Here is a 23,621-nt window from a genome sequence, read left to right on the forward strand (position 1 = left end):
CAAATCAAATTTAAACAAAATGAGCCCGATTAAATATCGAGCTCACTATTATCAAAATTAATTATAAATTTGTCTAAACTTTTGGGTCCAGTCTATTTAAAGTTAAATAGCCGCTTTTTTTATCTTAAATAATCTTCTAATAATTAATCTTTATTTCAAACATTTTATCCCAGTTTTTTCCAGTTACAAAAAAAGTTTTGGTCTTTGGGTTATAGGCAATACCATTAAGTACGTCCACGTCGGCTAATTTTGTTCTTTTATTTTCTAAATCAGATAAATCAAGCATGGCTTCGACAGCTCCATTTTTTTGGTTGATTACGACAACAAAGTTTTTTAAGTAAATGTTGCTAAAAATTTTACCGTCAACCCATTCAAGTTCGTTTATGTTTTCAATTTTATTGCTCCCTGAATATACGTTTAAATAGTCTATTTGTTCGAGTGTTTCTGGATTGACTATATGAATTTTTTCAGAACCATCATTATAATATAAGTTCTTTCCGTCATTTGTCATGCCCCAACCTTCCATAGGTTTGTAATAAGGAAGTGTTTTAATTTTTTTGAAAGTATTGACATCATAGACATAACATTCGTTTTGTTTGTAGGTAAGTTGGTAGATTTTGTTGTTTAGAATTGAAATTCCTTCACCAAAAATAGCTTCTGGATATTCCACTTTTTTCAACACTTTACCCGTTTTATAATCTACTTTACGCAAACTAGAAATGCCTTTGGTTCCTGTATCATTTCCTTCACCGTTACCAGTTCCTTCATACAAAGTGTCTTTGTAGAATTCCAAACCTTCTGTATACGCTTGATGGTCGTGAGGATACGTATTTACTATAGTGTATTTAAGTACTTTTGGCGTAATATCTGAAATTAATTCAACTCTAGAAGAATCAACTTCTTTGTCTCCTTCAAAATATAGAGTAGCTTTTAAATTTTTATAACCTAATTTTTCATCAGTCAAGGGGTACGATAATTTTGTATTCCCTTTTAGAGTAGGTAAATTTTTATTGTTAATCGTGTAAACAATACTATCAATTTTTTTATTTTGTAAATTCAGCACATCCAATTCAAGGGTTTCTTTAGGCGTATATTGTGCTTTTAATTTGTTTTCGTTGAAACTAAAGAGGTTTTCGGCTGTTTTTTTGTCGCCGCAACTCATGATGGATAAAGAAGCTAATAAAATGACTGCTAATAGGTTATGTTTTTTCATTGTGAATGATTAAAATTTGCCGTTACAAATGTATTATTTAAGATGTTAATTTCTTGCAAAAAAATAAAAAGATTGTATCTTTGCACTGGCAAGTCCTACACGACCAGCTCCTGCAGAATCCTCCAGGATGGGAACATAGCAAAGGTATGTGGTTGTAGCGGTGCGATGTAGGTCGCTTGCCTTTTTTTCTTTCTGCATTTTCATATAAATCTCTTCTACATAAATGCAATTATCCTGGCAAATCGTTAGATTGAATTTGAAAGAAACATTTTCAATAGCTTATGGAGATTATTCTTTTCGTGATGCGTTGATTGTTTCTTTAAAAAAACACAATGCTATTGGATATGGTGAATGTACCGCTGTCAGTTACTATCATGTCAATTTAAATGATTTTGTACATCAGTTAAAAGCAATTCAACCCATACTAGAGAAAAAAAAAATGTGTACTCCTAAAGAGTTTTACCAAGAACTAGTAGTCCTCCCTATTGAAACTTTTCTCCTCTCTGCGCTTGATTGCGCTTATTGGGATTTGTATGGAAAACTAGAACAAAAAAATTTTTTAGAACTCAATGCGATAACGTCTAATTCAATTCCAGATTCTTCTATAACAATAAGCATAGCTGATGTGGCTACTCAAATAAAAAAAATCACTACGTCAAACTGGAGCCGATTCAAAATTAAATGTAAAGGATTTCATGAAAAGGATATACAAAAAGTGTTAGGGCTTTCTAAAGAAATCGCATTAGATACCAATGGAAGCTTTACAAAAGAAGAAAGTCAGCGATTGGAACATTTAGAATCTGCCAATCATTTTCAATATGTTGAGCAACCCATGGCAGTTGGTTTTGATAATTATTCCGTTTTGACTAGAAGTTCGAATGTAAATTGGATGGCAGATGAAGATTGCCAAACAATTGAGGATTTAGAACATTTACAACCTTATTATAAAAGTATTAATGTAAAATTAATGAAGTGTGGAGGACTAACACCTGCGCTAGAATTGATAAAGAAGGCGAAAGAAATGCAATTTAAAGTAATGATTGGATGCATGACGGAGTCTACTATCGGAATTTCAGCGGGAGCTGTCTTGGCTCCGTTATGTGATTTTGCCGATTTGGATGGAGCCAATTTAATAGCCAATGATTTTGCGATTGGTAGTAGCGTAGTAAGTGGGAAAATTGCTTTAACTGACAAGCCTGGTTTGGGAATCAAATGTATCGTTTAATGTATAATGTATTATGAAATTTCAACCAATTGTTCCTATGATTTGGACCAATGAATTACAAGAAACGGTTAGTTTTTATTGTGATGTTTTGGGTTTTTCTTGTGGTAATTATAATGATGAGTGGGGTTGGGCAGCGATAAACAAAGATGATTGTGAAATGATGATAGCCAAACCGAATATGCATATATCTTTTGATAAGCCTCTTTTTACGGGGTCTTTCTATATTAAAGTTGATGATGTTGAAACGCTTTGGAATACAGTTAAGGATAAAGTTAACATTGTGTATGATTTGGAAGATTTTGATTGGGGAATGAGAGAATTTGCTATTTATGACAACAATAGTTATATGATTCAATTTGGACAAGATTTGTAGAATAAATAAAAACATGAAGTATGAGTAAAGTGGTTTTGATAACAGGAGGATCATCCGGAATTGGTAAATCCATTGGAGAATTTCTTCATAAGAAAGGTTTTGTTGTTTATGGTACAAGTCGTCATCCAGAAAAAATTACATCTTCACAATTTCCATTAATTGCATTAGAAGTAAGAGATGTACAAAGTATTCAAAAGGCAATTACAGAGGTCATTTCAAAATCAGGGAAACTTGATATACTGATTAATAATGCTGGTGTTGGCATAACAGGGCCCATTGAAGAAATCCCTATTGAGGAAATAAAAAACAATTTTGAAACAAATCTCTTTGGACCTATTGAAGTCATAAAAGCTGTTTTACCTCAAATGCGCCTTCAGAAATCGGGAACGATTATTAATATTACATCAATTGCTGGATATATGGGATTGCCCTACAGAGGAATTTATTCTGCCTCTAAAGGCGCTTTAGAATTAATTACTGAGGCCTTGCGAATGGAAGTGAAGCCCTTTGGAATTCAAGTGACCAATGTAGCTCCAGGGGATTTTGCAACCAATATTGCTGCAGGCCGATATCATGCTCCTTTATTAAATGGTTCTGCCTACGAAAGGGCTTATGGTACTACATTGAGTATGATGGATGCACATGTACATAGTGGTAGTAATCCAGAGGAAATGGCTGAGGCAATTTATAAGATTATTCAACATCCAAATCCGAAAATTCACTATAAAGTGGGGGCTTTTTTACAGAAATTTTCTATTGTTTTAAAGCGAATACTACCAGATAAATGGTATGAAAAGATGTTAATGAAACATTATCAATTATAAGAAATTGAGAAAAGCCAATTGAATATAGATTTTCTTTAATTGAATTTGTAATTTTGCACTTTGAAAAACAAACACTTATCTAAATATATAAAGTATGAAATTTTTTATTGACACAGCAAATTTAAATGATATAGCAGAAGCACAAGCTCTCGGAATTCTCGATGGTGTGACTACAAATCCGTCTTTGATGGCTAAAGAAGGCATTACGGGTAAGGATAATATTTTGAAACATTATGTTGCGATTTGTAATATTGTTGAAGGAGAGGTAAGTGCAGAGGTAATTGCTACTGATTTTGAGGGAATGATAAAAGAAGGAGAGGAGTTGGCTGACTTGCACGACCAAATCGTCGTAAAAATACCAATGACTAAAGACGGAATTAAAGCATGTAAGTATTTCTCTGATAAAGGCATCAAAACAAATGTAACGTTAGTTTTTTCAGCGGGTCAAGCTCTTTTAGCGGCCAAAGCAGGAGCGACTTTTGTTTCACCATTTGTGGGACGTTTGGATGATGTGTCTACAGATGGATTAAATTTGATTCAAGAAATTAGAGAAATTTATGATAATTATGGTTATGAGACACAAATATTGGCCGCTTCTGTTCGTCATACTATGCATATTGTCAATTGTGCCAAAATAGGAGCAGACGTGATGACAGGCCCATTATCGGCTATATTAGGATTGGTAAAACACCCATTGACGGATATTGGTTTGGCTCAATTTTTAGCGGATTATAAAAAAGGAAATCAGTAGGAATTGATTTTTTTCGGTAATAAAAGGTCGACTTTAGCTAACTAAGTCGACCTTTTTATTTTAATTCTTTTTCAAAATTGACTTCAAACATATTCGTGAACCCATTATTTATCGTTTGATCTGGGTTTATAATCAATGTTCGATGTACTTTGGTAATGGCCCATTTATTTTTAATATCTTCAAAGTTAGAGCAACGAAGTTCTGTAATTGTACCAAAATCATATTTTTTTAAAGCTCGTACCCATTTCTCTTGATCGTCATCCAAATTTATGGCAATAAATTTATAATCTGGGTGTTTTTTGATTAAAGCCAATACTTTTTTATGAACAGCAAGTAAGTGAGAACTCAATTTTTCTGACCAAAAGAAAAGTACTGTTTTTTGTTTGATTAGTTCATTTGACGAAATAGATTTCCCTTCTTTTGTGGTAAGAAGTACTTCGGGTAATTTTTTCCCTTCGATTAGTAATTGAATCGCATTGCCAATTTTGAGAATTTCATTTTTCTTGCTGGTATCAGTCGAATATTTGTGGTAAATTTCAAGAAACGCTTTATTGTTTACCACATTTTGATCCTCCATCAAATACTTGAAAGCGATATTATTCAGTACGATATTTTTAACTTTTTGATTTTTTATAAGAGTATCTGCAATCTTAAGTTTGTTGATGTTTGTTTTTAATTCTAAATCACAATCTGAAAAGTGATTATGATAGTTTATGGCTCCCACATTATTAAGCATGTGGTCAAGATACATTACAAAAGGCGAAAAATCGGTTAATGACTGATTACTAAAATTAATTGAATTTCTAAAATCGTAATAGTCTTTAGGCAATTTCTCAGTTACATCCTCTCCGGTTCGCATTTTATGTAGAATGGGATAGATTTCTTTTTTGGTGTAATGTGGAAATTTAACTATTCCTTGTGCGTAAACATCAAAATCATCGCTCCATTTAATTTCCTCTTTTTTAGTATTGTAAAACTTTTCGTTTTCCTGATTAATTTTTGAAATGTACGCATTGAATTTGTCGAAAGGATAATCGAATGTCTCAAACATATCGTTTTTATCTTTCTCATTTCGAAGATACATCTCCATTAAGAAGTTGTTTTTTTGGTCCCCTCTACCACAAAAAATTATGGATTCATCAAAATCTTTTCCATCAATATGAACTTTAATGCTGTCATTTTTATCAAAATAGACATATTGGTATTCAGGTTCGCTTTTAAAAGTATACATTCCAGGAGTCAAGGAATCAAATTTGATAAAAAAAGTATTGTCTTTCTTTAAGGGAATAGTATCTAAAACTACATTATTCTTACAGAACAAGATAAAAGGAGTAGAAGGATTAGCTACTTCACCACCAAAATAAGCTACATAATTTTCGTCTGAAAACTCTTTTTTACAAGATGTTATCAATGAAAATAAAATTGGAAAAACTATAAAAATGCTGTTTTTAAACATTTTTTATTTATGAAAAATTATAAAACAAATGTATTTAGATGATTTCTAAAATAATGTTAAGCATTAGTTAAATATAAGTGATAACACTTTATATGTTTATCAATATAAATACAATTATCGAGGAGAAAAGTTTGAAAGTTCTGTATTGATTGAAACACAATTGCTACATTTCACTGCCATATACCATTGCTATAAAACTTTCAATTCCAATCAAAAACATAAAAATACCTGTTATCAAATAACTAACGTCTTTTTTATTTGAAGTTTTGTTAAAGTTGTTAATTATTAACCAAAAGAAACTAATGACTATCAATAAAATTGTAGACAACATATAGAAAATATATAAAATAAACAGCGTCTCCATTTTATTTTACTTTCTTTGTTACGAGTTAATACTTTCTTTGTTTTTATTGAAAATGGGGTGCAAATATAATAATAAAAAAAAAATAATCATTATACGTTTGTGTAATGTTTTTTATAAAGAATTCTGTTAGAAAAAAAAGAATTTTTAAATTTGATTTTTCATTTTTAGCCATTTATTTAACTTTATGAATTATTTAAAATTATCATTATCAATTTTCTTTGTATTTATTTTTACTAATTCTGTTTTTTGTCAGTTAATTACACATCCGGATATTGATCCAATCTTGATTCAACAAAATTATATTAAATGGCTTGATTATAATTCAGAAAATATTTTATTGTCTAGAAATTTCATTCCATTAAATGAGGAGTCACAACAAATAGAAAAGAAAACTTTTTTAGAATTATTAACAACGAGTGCCTATATTCCTTTAGTAATGCAGGCTACAGATGATAAATTATACTACAAATTATACAAGATTCAGCCAACTGCAGATAGTAGTATAAGCGCAACAATCAGTCAGATGGCTTTTGAAGAATTAACTCATTTGAACATGGAAGGGACTGTTTTTCCAAAATTTGATAGTAACGATATCAATGGACATCATATTTCAAATGAGACTTTTAAAGATAGATTTGTCATTATAAAATGTTGGTATATTCATTGTGCAGCTTGTATTAGAGAGTTTCCAGAAGTGAACGATATAGTACGAAAAACCACCAAAAGGAAGGATGTTTTCTTTTTAAGTTTGGCAGAAGATACCCCAGAACAATTAAAAATGTTTCTCAAAAAAAAACCTTTGTTATATGAAGTTGTGCCCAACATGAAACGTTATATGAATGAAACATTACAGTTGAACTCTTTTCCTACACATTTCATCATCAATAAAAAAGGTGTGATTGTTAAAGTAGTGTCTGATGTAAAAAGTTTAAAAGAGGCGCTAATTGAAAATAAGTTACTTTAATACGTTACATATTCTGAAATTTCTAAGCCATAACCAATCATTCCTACGCGCTTCGATTGAAAAGTATTTGTAATAAGTCTTAAATTAGAGACATCGATATCATGCAAAATTTGAGCCCCAATTCCAAAATCTTTAACATCCATTTTGATTTGTGGTGCTTCAGAAATGCCTTGTTCTTGTAACGATTTCAACTCTTTTAATCGATGTAATAGATCTAAAGATTTTATTTCTTGATTGATAAAAAGCATGGCTCCTTTACCTTCTTGATTGATAATTCGAAACATATCATCTAGTTTCTTTTCGGTATTATTGGTTAACATTCCAAGAATATCATTGTTGATTTGAGTCGAATTAATTCGAGTGAGAATAGGTTCTCCTTTACTCCAACTTCCTTTGGTTAAAGCAATATGTACTTGCTTATTCGTGGTTTGTAAATAGGCTCTAAGTCGGAAAGTTCCAAATTTGGTTTCAATTTCAAAATCTTCTTTTTTTATAATTAAACTGTCATGAAGCATTCTATACGCAACCAAATCTTCTATAGAAACTAATTTTAGATTGAATTTTTTTGCCACGTCAACCAATTGTGGTAAGCGTGCCATAGTTCCATCTTCATTCATGATTTCTACGATGACACCAGCCGATTTAAAACCAGCTAATCGAGCAAAGTCAATAGCAGCTTCAGTATGTCCCGTGCGTCTTAATACGCCTCCTTGTTTAGCAATTAGCGGGAAAATATGCCCAGGGCGTGCTAGATCGAAAGGTTTGGTTTGTTCATTAACTAAAGCTAAAATTGTTTTAGCTCTGTCTGATGCTGAAATACCGGTTGTTACACCATGTCCCTTTAAGTCAACAGAAACGGTAAATGCCGTTTCCATGTGGTCTGTATTATTATGAACCATAGCATGCAAGTCGAGTTCTTTACAACGGGATTCAGTCAAGGGAGCACAAATCAAACCCCGACCATGTGTTGCCATGAAGTTAATCATTTCAGGAGTTACTCTTTCTGCTGCAGCAAGAAAATCACCTTCATTTTCTCGGTCTTCATCGTCTACAACAATAATTACTTTTCCTTGACGGATATCTTCAATAGCTTCTTCAATGGTGTTTAATTGTATTTTTTCTGACATTTTTTAGTTGTGTTTTGATAGATTTTGTTCGAGGTTTTGAATAATTTTACTATTGTAAAAATACAGTAAACCATAAAAGGGTATAGCTATTAATAGACTGATTATGATTCCTGGTTCCAAATTTATTTGTGTTTTCATTGCAATCTTTTCCATTTGTTTTTGCGATTTAAAAACAAAAAATAAAAAGAGAATACACATGACCAACCAACCAATGATTACAATTGTGTTTTTTATATAAAATGCGCCTATGCCGAATAAAAAAGTAATACCATATACTAGCAAAAGCATTTTCTGTTTCACGTGGTAGGCTTCAATTTCTAGAACTGGAAGTTCCAAAATGGATTCAGCATCTATTTGTTGTATAGTGTTTTTTTCTGTATTTGGATTGGTTAAGGAGGAAAAGAACGTCTTTAAGGGTTCGGTTATGACATCAAAAGAGATCATTCCATCAATATCATTAATAGCTCTTAGGGTAAGAAAAACAGCTAATGGAGTCAAAATTAGTGAAGACATCCAAACTCCCATAAAGGCACTCATTCCGTTTTCTTGAGCCACTCGTTTTCCGAAAGTATTGACAAAGTGAAAAATAATAAAAATGGCTACAGCAAAAACGATAGGTAATCCAAGCCCTCCTTTTCTTATGATGGATCCTAAGGGTGCTCCAATAAAAAACATCAGAATACATGAAAAGGCAATCATAAATTTATCATATAATGCAATCCAATGTCCGTTGATGTTCTTTTCTTTGTTTTCCATTTCAAAAGTCGAAGCTCCTATGGATAAGATGGTGTTTTCAATGGTATTAGATGCAATTTTTAGTACTTCAATTTTCTGACTTGAATTCAAATCTTGAAATAAATCGGTTGTGGTTATTTTTTTAACGGGTTTGTTTCCATATATTGGATAAAAGCTACTAGTCGCACCCGTTCTTAGGTAGATATTTTCCACATACGATTTTAAATCTTTTTTGTAATTCTGATTTAAAGAATCAATAGTAAATCGAAGTTCATTTATATTCAACATGGTATTTGTATTCGAAATATCAATAGAATTCATGTTGTTTTGATTCAGTTTGGATAAATCAATATTGATGACATCTTTTTTAAAAGTACCTTTAGCAAATGGAATTTTTATTCGGTCTTCAATTTTGTTTGGGATAACATCTTCATAATATGTTCCGTTTGTCAAAACTAATTTGAGAGTATTTGAAGATTCACTACTAATGAGTTCTCCTTTTTCTGCTTTAATAACGGTTGTATTACCTTCACCATTTTCTAATTTCTTATGAATGGTAACTCCTTTTAGAAAATTCCCTTTTTCTCCTATTTTTTTTTCTACTTTTATAGTATAGTTGCCTATTTCACAAAATTGCCCTTCTGTAATAGCCATGGCTGGTTTTACTTGAGCAATATTTCGTCTAAAATTCATGAATTTATATTCAGCATAGGGAATCACGCTGTTTGCAAAAAAGAACGATATAACACTTAAGAAAAGGATGAATAGGGTAATGCTTCTCATCGTTCGTTGAAATGAAATTCCAGACGATTTCATAGCGGCAAATTCATAATTCTCAGCAAGACTTCCAAATGTCATGATGGAGGCAAGGAGAACAGAAAGTGGTAAGACAAGCGGAACGATTCGTGGCATAGAGAAAAGAAGAAATTTCAAAACTAATAGTCCATCTAAATCTTTTCCAGCCAATTCAGAAATAAATAACCAAACGGTTTGAAGAATAAATATAAAAAACAAAATGACAAATACCGTGGTAAATGTAATTAGGAAGGTTTTTAATAGATATTTATCTAATATTTTCACAAAAATTAATCTAATTTATTGATATAATATCCCGGATATTTATTCGCTACAAATGTAAATTGATTTTTTGATAAGGGTTGGTTTGTTTTAAAAGAATTAACAATCAGGGTGGTTTTTGTTCCATTTTTCCCCATTTCAATCAAGTTATAAATAATCTTAGTCTGAATATCAACTCCAACTAATATTTCTTTTCTTTGATCTTTATTACTTGTTGGGGTAAGTTTTATGTATTGAATTTTGCGACCTTTTACATTTTGTAAAATATCCCAAGTATATTTGTAACCGCTATTAAAAAAAGTCAACATTTTTGAGGGTGTAATGGCCTTTTCATCATTGTCATTAATACTCGAAATAGTAACTTCTTCGTCTTCAGGAACAATAGTATAGGTTTTTTTACCGTCAAAAATTTTTATAACACCCATAAAGTTCAAAACATATTTATTGCCCTGTAAAAGAACATTTCCTTTACTATCTTGATTGATGTTCTCCTTAGCATTGTTTAGAGAATATTTAAAATCGATTACAATATTAGTGTAACTTTTTATTTTAGAAGTTACTTCGTCTAAAAGAGCTTTTGCTTTTTTGTCTTGTGCAATGGAGTTACTAGTGAAAAGTAAAAAAAAGAAAGAAAGGATAGCGATTTTTTTTGTATTAATCATTGTTTTGTTCATTGTTTAAAAATTCGTCTAAGGCTACTAAATCAGGAATTAAAACACTTCTCGCTTTACTGCCTTCAAAGGGGCCAACAATTCCAGCTGCTTCAAGTTGATCAATTAACCTTCCGGCTCTGTTGTAGCCAAGTTTTAATTTTCTTTGCAATAATGATGCCGAACCTTGTTGAGCGGTAACAATTATTTCAGCTGCTTCGCGAAACATTGAGTCTCTTTCAGAAATATCAAAATCTAATTTAACACTACTACCTTCTTCTCCAAAATATTCAGGTAAAGTATAGGCCGTAGGGTATGCTTTTTGAGACCCGATATATTCTACAATTTTTTCAACTTCAGGGGTATCCACAAAGGCACATTGAATGCGGACTAAATCATTACCATTTGAGAATAACATATCGCCTCGACCTATAAGTTGATCGGCTCCACCGGTATCTAAAATCGTTCGAGAGTCTATTTTAGAGGTTACTCGAAAGGCAATTCGGGCAGGGAAATTTGCCTTAATCATACCAGTAATCACGTTTACGGATGGTCTTTGTGTGGCAATGATAAGGTGAATTCCAATTGCACGAGCCAATTGTGCCAATCGTGCAATAGGTGTTTCTACTTCTTTTCCAGCCGTCATGATTAAATCGGCAAATTCATCGACTACCAATACAATATAAGGTAAAAATCGATGTCCGAGTTCTGGATTTAGTTTTCTATTTTTGAATTTTTCGTTATATTCTTTAATATTTCGAACCATAGCATCCTTCAGCAACGAATAACGATTGTCCATTTCGATACATAAAGAATTTAGCGTATTGATAACTTTATCATTATGAGTAATTATTGCTTCTTCTGAATCGGGTAATTTGGCTAAATAATGTCGTTCAATTTTATTGAAAAGGGTTAGCTCTACTTTTTTTGGGTCAACTAATACAAATTTGACTTCCGCAGGATGTTTTTTATACAACAACGAGGTTAATACGGCATTCAATCCTACCGATTTTCCTTGCCCAGTAGCTCCAGCCATAAGTAGGTGAGGCATTTTGGCTAAATCAACCACAAAAGTTTCATTCGAAATGGTTTTACCTAATGCAATGGGAAGTTCCATTTCGGCTTCTTGAAAGCGAGACGAACCAATCACAGTTTTCATGGGAACCATTGTTGGATTTTTGTTGGGCACTTCAATCCCAATTGTGCCTTTTCCGGGTATTGGTGCAATGATACGAATTCCTAAAGCAGCTAACGAAAGTGCAATATCATCCTCAAGACTTTTTATTTTTGATATTCTGATTCCAGCTTCGGGAACAATCTCGTATAGCGTTACAGAGGGTCCAACAGTTGCTTTAATTTGTGCAATATCAATTTTATAATTACGCAAAGTTTCAACAATGTTATTTTTGTTATCCTCTAATTCTTGTTGATTTATTGTAATTCCTGTTGTAGCATACTCTTTGAGAAGATCAATAGTTGGAAACTTATAATTTGAAAGTTCTAATGTTGGATCGAAAAGCCCAAAGTCAGCGACCAATTTAGAAGCTAAATTTTCATCAACAAGGTCTTCATCTTGCGCTTTTTCAATAACAAAAGCCTCATCATTAGTTTTAATTATTTCAGGTTCTTTTTTAGAATGATCATTGAAAACAACCTCATTTTTATCACTAACAGGTTGTTTTAATGTAGGTTCTAATTCAATTTCAGAATAACTAGAAATAGTAGGTTTCAACGATTCTTTATTAATTTCAAAAGAAGATGATTTTAGTACAGGTTCTTCTAGGTCATCTTCAAGTAATTCGTCTAAATCATCGTGTGATTCATCGACAGCAAACTCCTCTAAATTATAGTTCGTATTATTTTTATCTGAAGCAGAAAAATCGGATTCATTGAGCTCTTCAGAAATGTCTTTTTGTTTTCGTTCTAAGAATGATTTTATAGTATCGGGAGATAGTTTAATTTTGAAGATAAGATACAATAACGTACCAAATAATAATGCTAAAAGTGCCCCTGTTTTTCCTATATAATCTTGTAAAAAAAGATTCATTTCAAATCCCACTGTACCTCCTAAAATGGGATGGTTTACAGCAAAAAAGCCTAATAAAATTGAAAAAATAAGAATGGCATATAAATCCCAAAACCAAGTAGTAGTTAGTTTTTTTAAGGGTAATTCGAAAATCAAATAAATACCCGTAAGAAAGAATAATTTAACAAATAAAAATGAAGCGATTCCAAAACCATCATAGATAAAAAAATTAGAAATATAAGCGCCTAATTTTCCAAGCCAATTTTCAGCCATTTCATCCCTATTGGCAAGATGATTTACAATGCTTTGATCGTTTTCTCCATAGAGTAGAAAGGATATAAAAGCAACGAGCATTCCAACAGAAGCTAAAACCAAGAGACTTCCAAAAACAAAACGATATTGTTTTTTTAGTTTGCTTGTTTTTTCATTAGAATCTTTCGAATTGGTAGTTTCTTTTTTTGATGTTTTAGCCATTTCTATAGAATTAGTTCATGGGTAAGTTGTTAAATCTTTGGGATATAGATTATACAGCCAATACAAATGGCAGTGGCAGCAGCAAAGAAAACAGCACCTGCTGCAATATCTTTAATAAAACCTATTTTTTCATGATATTCGGGATGAATAAAATCGGCAATCTTTTCTACAGCAGTATTCAATCCTTCAATACCCAATACTAAACCGATAGCTAAAGTTTGAATGAGCCATTCTTCATGAGAGATATGATAGTAAAATCCAGCAACAACCATTAATAGTGCAATGGATGATTGAACCATTACGCTATGTTCTGTTGAGATTAATTTCAAAGCTCCTTTCAAGGCAAATCCCACACTCTTAAACCGACCACTAAGAAAAGAAGTATCTTTTTTAAATTCAGACATAAAGTAGAAATTATAATGCGGCTAGGGCATGGTCATAATTAGGCTCGTCTGCAATCTCAGCCACTTGTTCAGTATAAGTGATTTTTCCTTTTTCATCAATAATAACGACTACTCTTGAATGTAACCCTGTTAGTGGACCATTGCCAATTTCTAGGCCATAATCTTTCCCAAATTGTCCCGTATTGAAATCGGAGAGTGTTATAACGTTTTCTAACCCTTCAGCACCACAAAATCTTTTTTGAGCAAAAGGAAGATCTCTTGAGATACAAAGGACTTTAGTGTTTTCTAAGACATTAGCTTTTGCATTGAATGCTCTTACAGAAGCAGCACAAGTTCCAGTATCTATACTTGGAAAAATATTTAATACGAGCTTAGAACCTAAAAAATCTGCTAATGAAGTTTCTGATAAATCAGCTTTTATAAGTTTGAAATCAGGTGCCTGAACACCAACTTTTGGTAATGTACCAACGGTATCAATCGGATTTCCTCCTAAAGTAATTTGAGCCATTCTAATTTTGATTTAATGCCCAAAATTATAAAAAAAAATCGGAAATGGGAAATTAACTCAAATACTATGCAAGAAACGAAGTTGACATGGTTAGAATAGGGGATAAAGGAATCAAAAGAGTTACTTTTAGAATTTATTTGTTAGTTAAAATCTAAAGATATAAAAATTGCTTAAAAATACTAAAAGACATTAAATAGTAATGATTACCGTTTTATTACGAAAATAAACTTATAGCCTAAAAAAAAAATAATAAATAGATTATTGATTAGTTAAATGGTACTACTTAGTTACTTTATGTAAGGTGAATATCATTGAAGCCAAAAGGAAAAAAGCCCCTGCTTGATGAGTCACTCCTAGCCAAATAGGAACATGTAAAAGTAACGTAGAAACTCCTAGCAAAAATTGAACAAAAACGATAAATATCAATGAATTGATTCCATTTTTTTGAGTTTTTGATAAAGTGTGTTTTCTACTTTTTATAAACAAGGTCAATATTAAAAAAAACACGATATAAGCAAGGGTTCTATGAACAAATTGTACGCCACTTTTTCCTTCTGTAAATCTTGAAATCCAATTGTTTTTCTCCAATAGAATACTATCGTGAAAAAATTGACCATCACTCATTAAAGGCCAATGATTATGGATAAACCCAGCATCTAATCCCGCAACAAAACCACCATATACAATTTGTAATATAATGAAAAATAATGTTACCCGTGAAAGATTACGCAAAGGGAATATGACTTTTGTTTTCTGAGGATAAATCAAATCTAAAGCCACCCAAAGGGTATATGCAAAAATAATAAATGCCCATGTCAAATGTAAAGAAAGTCTAAAATGGCTTACATCTGGGTTTTTTTGTAATCCACTCAACACCATAAACCATCCTATAGCGCCTTGTAACATTCCTAGACAAACTAAAATCAAACATTTTTTTAAAGTTTGTGGGTCTAATTTTTTCTTGATCAAGAAATAAATAAATGGAATGACAAACACAAGACCTAATATACGTGCAATAAATCTATGAAACCATTCCCAAAAATAAATAAACTTATAATCGGCCAATTGAAAATGGTTGTGCACGTTTATTAATTTATATTCAGGAAATTGCTTGTAGGCTTCAAAGGCTTGTTGCCAAGCACTTTCGGTTAAAGGAGGCAATGTGTCAGTTACTAAATGCCAATCGGTCATTGATAATCCAGAACCCGTCAAACGGGTAATTCCTCCTACAACAACCATGATAAATATTAGAATACAGCCCGAAAGAAGCCAATAGATAACAGATTTATTTTGATTCATTTGTATTAAAATTGGATTGCAAAAATAAATAACAAAGTCTAATTATTAACAGAACACATGTTAATAAATTTACAGATTACTCTACTTTTTTTAAACCTAATTTGTGCGCACGATTGAGGACAAAATCCAAAGCGGCTTGATACTCATTGGGAATATCACCTTCTAAAATAGCTTCTTTGACAGCCTCTTTCAAAACACCCACTTCTCTCGAGGGTTTTAAATTGAAAAGTTCCATGATTTCCTCTCCTGTAATAGGAGGTTGAAATTGTCTGATGTGGTCACGTTCTTCAACTTCGATAATCTTTCTCCTAACAATTTCAAAATTATGATGATATTTTTTGAATTTGGCAGGATTCTTTGTTGTAATATCTGCTTCGCAAAGTGTCATTAAATCTTCTACATCTTCTCCTGCATCAAAAACCAAGCGTCTCACTGCTGAATCAGTTACAATATCTTCCGCTAGAACAATTGGACGCGAACTCATCATCACCATTTTCTGAACAAATTTCATTTTTTGATTCAGAGGCATATGTAAGCGTTCAAAGATTTTTTTTACCATTTTTCCTCCAAGAAATTCATGTCCATGAAACGTCCAACCTTGTTTTTTATTGAACTTTTTGGTAGGAGCTTTACCTATGTCATGTAATAAAGCAGCCCAACGTAACCAAACATCCTCAGTATTTGGGCAAATATTATCAACAACTTCAAGTGTATGATAAAAATTGTTTTTGTGGGTATGGCCTTCTATTTCTTCTACATGATTTAGTGCGGTTAATTCAGGTAAAATACGATCTAGAAGTCCTGTTTTGTACAGATGTAAAAAGCCTATTGAAGGTTTGTCGGTAGCTAAAATTTTATTTAATTCATCTACAATACGTTCTCCTGAAATTATAGAAATGCGTTCATTATTTCGTGTAATAGCTTCTAAAGAATCGTTTTCAATTTCAAAATTCAATTGGGTAGCAAATCGGATGGCACGCATCATGCGTAAAGGATCATCCGAATAGGTAATATCTGGATTTAAAGGGGTCTTGATGATTCTATTTTCCAAATCATTAATCCCTTGGAATGGATCAATTAAATCGCCATAATTTATTTTGTTCAATGAAAAAGCTAATGCATTTATTGTAAAATCTCTGCGGTTTTGATCGTCTTCAAGTGTGCCTGTTTCAACCAAAGGATTACGACTGTCGTGCGTATATGATTCTTTTCTGGCGCCTACAAATTCAATATCGATTTCTTTATACCTCAACATAGCGGTACCATAGTTTTTAAATACTTGTACTTTAGGTTTATTAGGAAGTAATTCGGAGACTTTTAAAGCGAGTTCAATACCCGAACCAAGGGCAACAATGTCAATGTCTTTTTTGAAATCCCTCTGAAGCAAATAATCGCGTACAAAACCGCCTATAACATAACTTTCTATGTTAAGTGCTTCACTTGCTTGTGCTATTATTTTAAATATAGGGTTATTTAGTGCTTTGGTGTAATTCATATTTTAGCCACTGATTCACAGATTTTTTTTGTATTATTTTATGATTCTTTTGTATTCAAGTGATGTTTTGTTAAAATTTACTAGAATAGCAAGTCTATGACCTGAAACATGCAAATAATTTAAACATTGTGAAATGTGTTTTTCATGTAATGAGTCTGCAGATTTAAATTCTATGATAATTTTATCTAATACTACAAAATCTGCATAAAATTTATGATTTAGAATGATATCTTTATAATGAACCAAATACTCTTTTTCTCTTTCAAAATGAAAATTTATTTTATTTAATTCGTATTCAAAAGCATCTTTATAGACAATTTCTGAGAAGCCTTTTCCAAGATTTTTATGAACTTCAATTAAAGCTCCAATAATTTTATAAGTATCTTCTTCGTATAAAAATTCAGACATTATATTTATTTTTAATCTGTGAATCTGTGGCTATAAAACTTTATTTCCGAATAATTTTAACCTGATTGTCTAACGAAAGTTTGATAATCGTTGAAGGATTTTTACAAATTTTATCGTGGTGCAAATTTACTACATAGTCGACACCTTTAATAATGTTGGGGCTAATTTCTTTAAAAGTTTTTGGTGTTTCTTGTCCAGAAATATTCGCAGAGGTAGAAACAAGAGGGTGTTTCATACGTTCCATCAATTTGAAACAAAACGGTTCTTTCACCAAACGCACACCAAGAGTTTGGTCATCGGCAATAAGATTTGGCGCGACATTTCTGGGGTTGTCTAAAATTAAAGTAGTAGGTTTTTCAGACAAATCCAAAATCTCCCAAGCTACCTCGGGTATTTGATGAAATACGTTATACATCATTTTTTCACCATTCATTAACACAATCATGCTTTTTGAATCGTCACGTTGTTTCAATGCGTAAATTTTGGCAACAGCTTCAGGATTTGTCGCATCACAGCCTATTCCCCACACGGTATCCGTAGGATAAAGAATGATTCCTCCATTTTTTATAACTTCGTAGGCGTTGTAGATTTCTGTATTCATGGTTTTTTTATATCTGCAAAACTATATAAAATTTAATGAATAGCATTTGTGGCGTACGAATTTGAGTTTGTATTTTGTTTTCACCGCTAATAGTTATTAATAACTTCAATTATTGTGCTTACTTCTTTCTTCGTTAAAAAAGTACTAAAAGGAAGGCTAAGTGTTTCTTTGTGAATTTTTTAAGTGATTTTAAATGTAAATGATTCCATTTCGAATAACACTTTTGTTGATGAGGAGGAAAAGGCGAATGAATTAAGTTTTCAATCCCAATTTGTTTTAAATACTCTTGCAATTCATTGCAGTCAGCAGTTAGGATTAAATATAAATGCCAAATGTGTTCATTTTCTTCCTCTGGATACTGCTGAGGTAGAATGATTTTTGAATTATTTATTGAAATGCAATATTATTCGGCAATGGTCTTTGTTTATTATTTTCGTCCTCTAAATAGGGAAGTTTGATTTTAAGTATCGTGGCTTGGATTTCATCTAAACACGAATTAATCTAGTTTAATAATGCACTACGATTTAAAATATATATTTAAGTAAAGACTTCATTTCTATAGGTTATAGATTTGCAAAAATATTAAACCATAATTATAAAGTACACTATTAAGGAAACAAAATTAAAAAATAGTTAATTGCCAAATTAGTTTAGTTCTTAAATAAAATTAACTTTGTAAAAAATAGTAAAATGAGAATTGTACTTGATCCGCAAATTTTTAATGATCAAAAGTATGGCGGTATTTCCAGATATTACACTGAGATATTTTCTCGATTAGCCCAAAGCGAGGTTGTTAATATTCCTCTATTTCAAACCTCTAATGTGTATTTGAAGGAGAGTGAATTGTTGACACCCAAACAAAAAAGAAATAGTTTGATGGTGGATATAATGTTGAAATTAGGCATTAGTACTCGTTCCATGATTCGTAAAAATCAGGCTAAAATTTTTAATTCTACGCTTATTAATTGGGATTATGACGTATTTATTCCTACCTATTACGACGATTATTTTTTAGATAAAATAAAAGATAAGCCATTTGTGCTTACTGTTTATGATATGATTCATGAATTATTTCCTGAAAATTTTCAAGATAATAACTACAGTGTTTCTGCAAATAAAAAGAAGTTGATGGAAAAAGCAACTAGAATTATTGCTGTTTCCAATAATACTAAAAAAGATATTTTAAAAATATATCCTCATATAGATGCTTCTAAGATAGATGTTATCTATCATGGGGTTTCAATGAAAATTAATACCGAAATCAAAATTGCATTACCTGAGAATTATATTTTATTTGTTGGAAATAGAGCCAACTATAAAAATTTCAGATTCTTTGTTACAGCTCTTAAAGATACGCTTCTAAGTCAACCCAACTTAGTGATTGTTTGTGCTGGTGGTGGTGTATTTTCAAACGACGAAAAAGATTTTTTTAATCAATTAGGGATTTCAGATAAAATTATTCAAAAAGGTTTTAAAGAGGAAGAACTAGGCTTGTTTTATCAAAAGGCCAAATGTTTTGTATTTCCCTCGATTTACGAAGGTTTTGGAATTCCAGTACTCGAATCTATGGCTTGTGGCTGTCCCATTGTTTTAGGAAATCACAGTTCTTTTCCTGAAGTAGCTTCCAATGCAGGATTTTATTTTGATTTGAACAACCCAGTAAATTTGAAGAACAAAGTAGAATTACTATTGAATGATGCATCTTTACGTGATGAATATATTCAAAAAGGATTGGCTCAAGCAAGCAAATTCAATTGGGATAACGCAGCCCAACAATGTTTAGAAGTATACCAAAAGGCTTTAGTATAAAAATATGTATTCAACGCAATCTCCTGTTTTATTTTTAGTATTCAACCGCCCTTCAACAACCGAAAAGGTTTTTGAAGCCATTCGTAAGGCCAAGCCAAAAAGACTTTATATAGCTGCTGATGGGGCAAGAGAAGGAAATGAAAGTGATGTGATTAACAGTCAAAAAGTAAAAGAAATTGTTAGAGCCGTCGATTGGAATTGTGAAGTTAAAACCTTGTTTCGTGAAAAAAACTTAGGCTGTAAATACGCTATTTCAAGTGCTATTGATTGGTTTTTTGAAAATGAACCACAAGGAATTATTCTGGAAGATGATTGTTTACCTTCTCCTGATTTTTTCAGATTTTGTGATGTAATGCTTCATCATTATAATGAGGATGATCGAATCCGATTTGTAGCAGGTAGTAATTTTCAGAAAGGGAAAAAATTCTCTGATGGCAGTTATTATTTTTCCAATTTATCGCATGTTTGGGGATGGGCTTCTTGGAGAAGAGCATGGAAGGATTATGATGTTGAATTGAATAAATACCGAGGACAAGATAACTTTGCTGCGTTTAATACCATTTTCAACAATGAGCTTTTAGCTCATGATTGGAACGATATCATAGAACGTTTACAAAATAATCAAATTGATACTTGGGATTATCAATGGGCAATTACCAATATGTTTAATCACGGTTTGTCCGTAATGCCAAATGCTAATTTGATTTCCAATATTGGTTTTGGTGCTACAGCTACTCATACCTTTGAAAGCAATGGGTTTGATAATTTAGAATATGGAGAACTTGATAAAAATTTAGTGCATCCAACGGTTTTCTTACCTTCAAAAGAAGCCGATTTTTCTACCTTAAGTCGTGAGCATAATTTGGACTATAGAATCAAAAAAATAGCAAGAAAAGCCAAAAGAGACCGATTTAAATTTTGGAAAAAATAACAGCAGCAGATATGAAATTATCAATCATTACGATCAATTATAACAATAAACCAGGTTTAATAAAGACATTCGAGAGTGTTAAAAGTCAATCTTGGAACGAATTTGAATACATTGTTATTGATGGAGGAAGTACCGATGGAAGTAAGGAGTTGATTGAAAACAATTCCCAAATTTCTTATTGGGTTTCAGAAAAAGATTCGGGAGTTTATAATGCCTTGAATAAAGGAATTAAAGCGGCCAATGGAGACTATCTTATTTTTATGAACAGTGGCGATTCTTTTTATAATTCTGATGTTCTTAAAAATGTAATACCTAACTTTACAGGTGAAATAAGTGTGCTTTATGGTAATTCAATGTATTGTAAAGAGGATGGCTATCAAAGAGAAGAAGTTTTTCCTAAAAAATTATCCTTTTCGTTCTTTTATACTTCAGGGATCAACCATCAGGCAGCCTTTATAAAAAGAGATTTGTTTTTTAAATACTTTTTATACAACGAACAATACAAAATTTTTGCCGATTGGGAATTGTTCGTTTATGCAATATGTGCTAAAAATGAGCCTTATTTGCATCTGAATCAAATTATTTGTTATTACGATTTTACGGGGATGTCTTCCAATATGGAAACCTATCATAAGTATTTGTTTGAAAAAAAGGCAACAATAGAAAAGTACTTTCCTTTGTTTGCCGAAGATTATATTTTGATCGATGAATTTCAACATAAACGAATGAAGGATTTGGTTTATATCAAGCAATTTAAATTTCCTTGGTTTATTTTGAAGTCGGTTTCTAAATTAATTCTTATATTTTTACCAAAAAAGAAAAATAACTAGATTGTAGAAGATACAGTCTTTATTTAAGCAATATACAATATGAAAGTAGCCTTAATAACAGGAGTAACAGGACAAGATGGTGCCTATTTGGCGGAACTATTATTGTCAAAAGGATATATGGTTCACGGTATTAAAAGAAGAAGTTCTTTATTCAATACCCAACGAATTGATCATATTTATGAAGATCCTCATATTGATAATCAACATTTCCGATTGCATTATGGTGATTTGAACGACTCTACTAATTTAATCCGAATCATACAAGAAACGCAACCGGATGAAATTTATAATCTTGGAGCTATGAGCCACGTGAAAGTGAGCTTTGATATGCCTGAGTATACCGCTAATGCCGATGGAATTGGGACTTTAAGAATCCTTGAAGCAGTTCGTTTATTGGGGTTGACTCAAAAAACTAAAATCTATCAAGCTTCCACCTCTGAATTGTATGGTTTAGTGCAGGAAGTACCACAACGCGAAACGACTCCTTTTTATCCACGTTCCCCTTATGCGGTAGCCAAACTATATGCCTACTGGATTACGGTTAATTACAGAGAGGCCTATTCGATGTTTGCTTGTAATGGAATATTATTCAATCACGAAAGCCCTCGCCGCGGAGAAACTTTTGTTACGAGAAAGATAACTCGTGGTATTGCTCAAATGGCAATGGGAATGCAAGATACCCTCTTTATGGGGAATATTGATTCTAAACGTGATTGGGGACATGCTAAAGACTATGTTGAAGCGATGTGGTTGATATTGCAGCAGGACCAACCGGAGGATTTTGTTATTTCGACAGGAGTAACTACAACAGTTCGTGATTTTATAATTATGGCTTTTGCTGAGGTAGGAGTTGAATTGGAATTTTCGGGTAGTGATGTAAACGAAATTGCGATTGTAAAATCATCTTCGAATCCAGAATTTGATTTTAAAATAGGCCAAGTGGTAATTCGAATAGATCCTGCATATTTTCGTCCAACAGAAGTTGATTTGTTGATTGGTGACAATACCAAAGCGACTACTAAATTGGGTTGGAAACCAAAATATACTTTAGATATGTTAGTGAAAGAAATGATGGAGGCCGATTTAGAATTGTTTAAAAAAGAAAAGTTTTACAAAGAAAATAAATGGAATTAAATTCAAAGATATTTGTTGCTGGTCATAGGGGTATGGTAGGCAGTGCTATTTTGGCTAACTTAAAAAGTAAAGGCTATACCAATATTGTAGTTCGAACATCATCAGAATTGAACTTGATTAATCAAGATGATGTTGCGAATTTTTTCCAAAAAGAACAACCAGAATATGTTTTTTTAGCAGCCGCTAAAGTAGGAGGTATCATTGCGAATAGCACTTATAAGGCTGATTTTATCTATGAAAACTTGATGATTCAAAACAATGTCATTCATCAAAGTTTTAAAAATGGAGTGAAAAAATTAATGTTTTTAGGTTCTTCTTGTATATATCCAAAAATGGCGCCGCAGCCTATGAAAGAAGAATATCTTTTAACGGGTTTGCTTGAAGAAACCAACGAACCCTATGCCATTGCTAAAATAGCAGGGATCAAAATGTGTGATGCTTATAGAGATCAATACAATTGTAATTTTATTTCGGTAATGCCTACCAATTTGTACGGCTTTAATGATAATTATGATTTGCAAAATTCCCATGTTTTGCCAGCTTTGTTGCGAAAATTCCACGAAGCTAAAATCAATAATGATGATGAAGTTATGGTATGGGGTACCGGAAGTCCATTGAGAGAATTTTTGCACGCCACAGATATGGCAGATGCTTGTGTGTATTTGATGCAACAATACAACGATAAAGGATTTGTAAATATTGGCTCAGGAAAAGAAATTTCAATTAAGGATTTAGCTTATTTGGTTAAAGACATTGTTGGATATCAAGGTAGAGTCACTTTTGATACTTCAAAACCTGACGGAACACCTAGAAAACTTATGGATGAATCCAAGTTGACTCAATTGGGTTGGACAGCATCAATTACTTTGGAAGAGGGAATTAGAGGAGTATATCAAGAGAAATTTTTAAACTAATTATTGCCCGCATTTTCTATAAAATAATT

22 protein-coding genes and 1 other RNA gene are annotated in these 23,621 nt (G+C 32.0%); 11 read left to right on the forward strand and 12 right to left on the reverse strand.

From position 1 onward, the window contains the following. Positions 1–136: 136 nt before the first annotated feature. On the reverse strand, positions 137–1,213 hold the full coding sequence (locus tag CLV55_RS12025) for a glutaminyl-peptide cyclotransferase (RefSeq protein ID WP_112114051.1): 1,077 nt from the start codon (positions 1,211–1,213) through the stop codon (positions 137–139). Between the two features lie 86 nt (positions 1,214–1,299). On the opposite strand from CLV55_RS12025, the gene ffs reads away from it, so the two are divergent. The 5 genes from ffs (at position 1,300) to fsa (ending at position 4,386) form a co-directional block, all read left to right on the forward strand. After that, an RNA gene (ffs, locus tag CLV55_RS12030) (signal recognition particle sRNA small type) lies at positions 1,300–1,397 on the forward strand. A 39-nt stretch (positions 1,398–1,436) separates the two neighbouring features. After that, positions 1,437–2,438 carry an enolase C-terminal domain-like protein gene (locus tag CLV55_RS12035; protein WP_112114052.1) on the forward strand — a complete coding sequence of 334 codons (1,002 nt, stop codon included), beginning with the start codon at positions 1,437–1,439 and terminating at the stop codon, positions 2,436–2,438. Between the two features lie 13 nt (positions 2,439–2,451). Continuing rightward, positions 2,452–2,811, forward strand: a complete 360-nt coding sequence (locus CLV55_RS12040; RefSeq protein WP_245902725.1) for a VOC family protein — start codon at positions 2,452–2,454, stop codon at positions 2,809–2,811. Between the two features lie 20 nt (positions 2,812–2,831). Continuing rightward, the gene (locus CLV55_RS12045; RefSeq protein ID WP_112114053.1) at positions 2,832–3,635 is read left to right on the forward strand and encodes an SDR family oxidoreductase; all 804 of its coding nucleotides are present in this window, start codon (positions 2,832–2,834) and stop codon (positions 3,633–3,635) included. A 94-nt stretch (positions 3,636–3,729) separates the two neighbouring features. Beyond that, entirely contained in the window at positions 3,730–4,386 is a 657-nt protein-coding gene (gene fsa, locus CLV55_RS12050; RefSeq protein WP_112114054.1) for a fructose-6-phosphate aldolase, read from the forward strand. Positions 4,387–4,441: 55 nt separating this feature from the next. On the opposite strand, the gene CLV55_RS12055 is transcribed toward fsa, so the two are convergent. Further along, the gene (locus CLV55_RS12055; RefSeq protein WP_112114055.1) at positions 4,442–5,842 is read right to left on the reverse strand and encodes a TlpA family protein disulfide reductase; all 1,401 of its coding nucleotides are present in this window, start codon (positions 5,840–5,842) and stop codon (positions 4,442–4,444) included. A 548-nt stretch (positions 5,843–6,390) separates the two neighbouring features. Between CLV55_RS12055 and CLV55_RS12060 the strand changes: the two genes are divergently transcribed. Further along, the gene (locus CLV55_RS12060; protein WP_112114056.1) at positions 6,391–7,170 is read left to right on the forward strand and encodes a TlpA family protein disulfide reductase; all 780 of its coding nucleotides are present in this window, start codon (positions 6,391–6,393) and stop codon (positions 7,168–7,170) included. Here CLV55_RS12060 and ribB read toward each other — a convergent pair. The 10 genes from ribB to CLV55_RS12110 form a co-directional block, all read right to left on the reverse strand. Continuing rightward, complete coding sequence (ribB, locus tag CLV55_RS12065) at positions 7,167–8,297, reverse strand: 3,4-dihydroxy-2-butanone-4-phosphate synthase (RefSeq protein WP_112114057.1); 1,131 nt, start codon at positions 8,295–8,297, stop codon at positions 7,167–7,169. The genes CLV55_RS12060 and ribB overlap by 4 nt on opposite strands. A gap of 3 nt (positions 8,298–8,300) precedes the next feature. Next, positions 8,301–10,112, reverse strand: a complete 1,812-nt coding sequence (locus CLV55_RS12070) for an LptF/LptG family permease (RefSeq protein ID WP_112114058.1) — start codon at positions 10,110–10,112, stop codon at positions 8,301–8,303. Between the two features lie 5 nt (positions 10,113–10,117). Continuing rightward, positions 10,118–10,771 carry a LolA family protein gene (locus tag CLV55_RS12075; RefSeq protein WP_317048376.1) on the reverse strand — a complete coding sequence of 218 codons (654 nt, stop codon included), beginning with the start codon at positions 10,769–10,771 and terminating at the stop codon, positions 10,118–10,120. Next, positions 10,764–13,259: a DNA translocase FtsK gene (locus CLV55_RS12080; protein ID WP_112114060.1), complete on the reverse strand. Its 2,496-nt coding sequence runs from the start codon at positions 13,257–13,259 to the stop codon at positions 10,764–10,766. The genes CLV55_RS12075 and CLV55_RS12080 overlap by 8 nt, the downstream gene beginning before the upstream one ends. Positions 13,260–13,288: 29 nt before the next feature. Then, positions 13,289–13,663, reverse strand: a complete 375-nt coding sequence (locus tag CLV55_RS12085; RefSeq protein ID WP_112114061.1) for a diacylglycerol kinase family protein — start codon at positions 13,661–13,663, stop codon at positions 13,289–13,291. Positions 13,664–13,673: 10 nt separating this feature from the next. After that, on the reverse strand, positions 13,674–14,171 hold the full coding sequence (gene tpx / locus CLV55_RS12090; RefSeq protein ID WP_112114062.1) for a thiol peroxidase: 498 nt from the start codon (positions 14,169–14,171) through the stop codon (positions 13,674–13,676). A 279-nt stretch (positions 14,172–14,450) separates the two neighbouring features. Further along, positions 14,451–15,470: a COX15/CtaA family protein gene (locus CLV55_RS12095; protein ID WP_112114063.1), complete on the reverse strand. Its 1,020-nt coding sequence runs from the start codon at positions 15,468–15,470 to the stop codon at positions 14,451–14,453. 76 nt (positions 15,471–15,546) lie between these two features. After that, positions 15,547–16,965 carry a CCA tRNA nucleotidyltransferase gene (locus CLV55_RS12100; protein ID WP_112114064.1) on the reverse strand — a complete coding sequence of 473 codons (1,419 nt, stop codon included), beginning with the start codon at positions 16,963–16,965 and terminating at the stop codon, positions 15,547–15,549. A 33-nt stretch (positions 16,966–16,998) separates the two neighbouring features. After that, complete coding sequence (locus tag CLV55_RS12105) at positions 16,999–17,373, reverse strand: GxxExxY protein (RefSeq protein WP_112114065.1); 375 nt, start codon at positions 17,371–17,373, stop codon at positions 16,999–17,001. Between the two features lie 40 nt (positions 17,374–17,413). Next, positions 17,414–17,974, reverse strand: a complete 561-nt coding sequence (locus CLV55_RS12110) for an L-threonylcarbamoyladenylate synthase (RefSeq protein WP_112114066.1) — start codon at positions 17,972–17,974, stop codon at positions 17,414–17,416. Between the two features lie 690 nt (positions 17,975–18,664). Between CLV55_RS12110 and CLV55_RS12120 the strand changes: the two genes are divergently transcribed. From CLV55_RS12120 to fcl, 5 genes are read left to right on the forward strand one after another with little or no spacing between them, the layout of a single operon-like run. After that, a complete protein-coding gene (locus tag CLV55_RS12120) occupies positions 18,665–19,783 on the forward strand; it encodes a glycosyltransferase family 4 protein (protein WP_112114068.1) in 1,119 nt (372 codons plus the stop codon). Positions 19,784–19,787: 4 nt separating this feature from the next. After that, positions 19,788–20,714 (forward strand): glycosyltransferase family A protein, encoded by a 927-nt coding sequence (locus CLV55_RS12125; protein WP_112114069.1) that lies wholly within the window; start codon positions 19,788–19,790, stop codon positions 20,712–20,714. Beyond that, complete coding sequence (locus tag CLV55_RS12130; RefSeq protein WP_245902726.1) at positions 20,702–21,544, forward strand: glycosyltransferase family 2 protein; 843 nt, start codon at positions 20,702–20,704, stop codon at positions 21,542–21,544. The genes CLV55_RS12125 and CLV55_RS12130 overlap by 13 nt, the downstream gene beginning before the upstream one ends. Positions 21,545–21,583: 39 nt before the next feature. Continuing rightward, a complete protein-coding gene (gmd, locus tag CLV55_RS12135) occupies positions 21,584–22,678 on the forward strand; it encodes a GDP-mannose 4,6-dehydratase (RefSeq protein WP_112114070.1) in 1,095 nt (364 codons plus the stop codon). Continuing rightward, positions 22,669–23,592 carry a GDP-L-fucose synthase gene (gene fcl, locus CLV55_RS12140; RefSeq protein ID WP_112114071.1) on the forward strand — a complete coding sequence of 308 codons (924 nt, stop codon included), beginning with the start codon at positions 22,669–22,671 and terminating at the stop codon, positions 23,590–23,592. The genes gmd and fcl overlap by 10 nt, the downstream gene beginning before the upstream one ends. Positions 23,593–23,621: the final 29 nt, after the last annotated feature.

This window comes from Flavobacterium aciduliphilum, from assembly GCF_003268855.1.
Taxonomy (GTDB): Bacteria; Bacteroidota; Bacteroidia; order Flavobacteriales; family Flavobacteriaceae; genus Flavobacterium; species Flavobacterium aciduliphilum.